This window comes from Suttonella ornithocola, from assembly GCF_001889065.1.
Taxonomy (GTDB): Bacteria; Pseudomonadota; Gammaproteobacteria; order Cardiobacteriales; family Cardiobacteriaceae; genus Suttonella_A; species Suttonella_A ornithocola.
On record NZ_LWHB01000301.1, the window covers coordinates 1 to 825 of the forward strand.

General features: G+C 45.3%; 1 protein-coding gene. It reads right to left on the bottom strand.

Features of this window, described 5'->3' with window-relative positions:
• The coding region (locus tag A5N85_RS13910) for a replication initiation factor domain-containing protein (RefSeq protein ID WP_211268256.1) at positions 1 to 825 on the bottom strand (825 nt) is incomplete at both ends.

The following is an 825-nucleotide window of genomic DNA, read 5'->3' on the forward strand; positions in this document are numbered from 1 at the left end:
GTTTTTCGGGGTGTCGCTGGAAAAAAGTTTTTCAAAGGCGGGATAACTGGCGCATAGATAATCACCTGCGTGTATTACGATGTCTTTCGGGATAATGATGTCGCGACTGCGCAATTCGAGTTCACAGCGGACCCAAGGACTATCTTGCATCTTGAGCTGTTTGCCTTTTTCATAGAAGCGGAGCAAGCGTGAGCTTTGCCGAGTACCGATATAAAGGGTTCGTCCATTGCTGGTGTCGTTAAACCAGTCATCACCCTCTTTGCGGATTTTGGGACGCGTGAAAGCAGTAGTAAATCCACCTGCATAGTAGGCTTTTAAAGCATCATCAACGGTGTATTTTCCGCCTAAAAAGTCATGGGCTATGTCAACGCGGGTATAGCGGAAGCCATACATTTCAGGCAAGGTGCTGAATGCATGCAGACGATGTTCCCAGCCATCATCAGCAGCACCTAAGCCAAAGGCTGTTAATTCAATGCAGATGGTGTTTGCATTGCTTTTATTGATGCCACCTCCTATACAGACGTAACCATAGCAGGTTTCATGGTCTCCAAGGTTAAAAGATTCACTGTAAAAATTAGCCGACTTTTCACGGTTGTGGGATGCGCCAAAACCAAAGATTTCATATAGGTAGGGGTTGAGGACGTTGATATAGTCTTCACTGGTTTCAAATTCGTTTGATGAACGGTTAGAGAGTTCACAAAGGCTGTCTTTGTCAAAGACAAAGGTTAATTGGTCAATGAAGGCTTTTTGTCCATCTGTTGGTTGGCGGAATAACTGTTCAACCAGTTTGCCGTTACGAATTACCGGCAACGCTACACGGTGGCT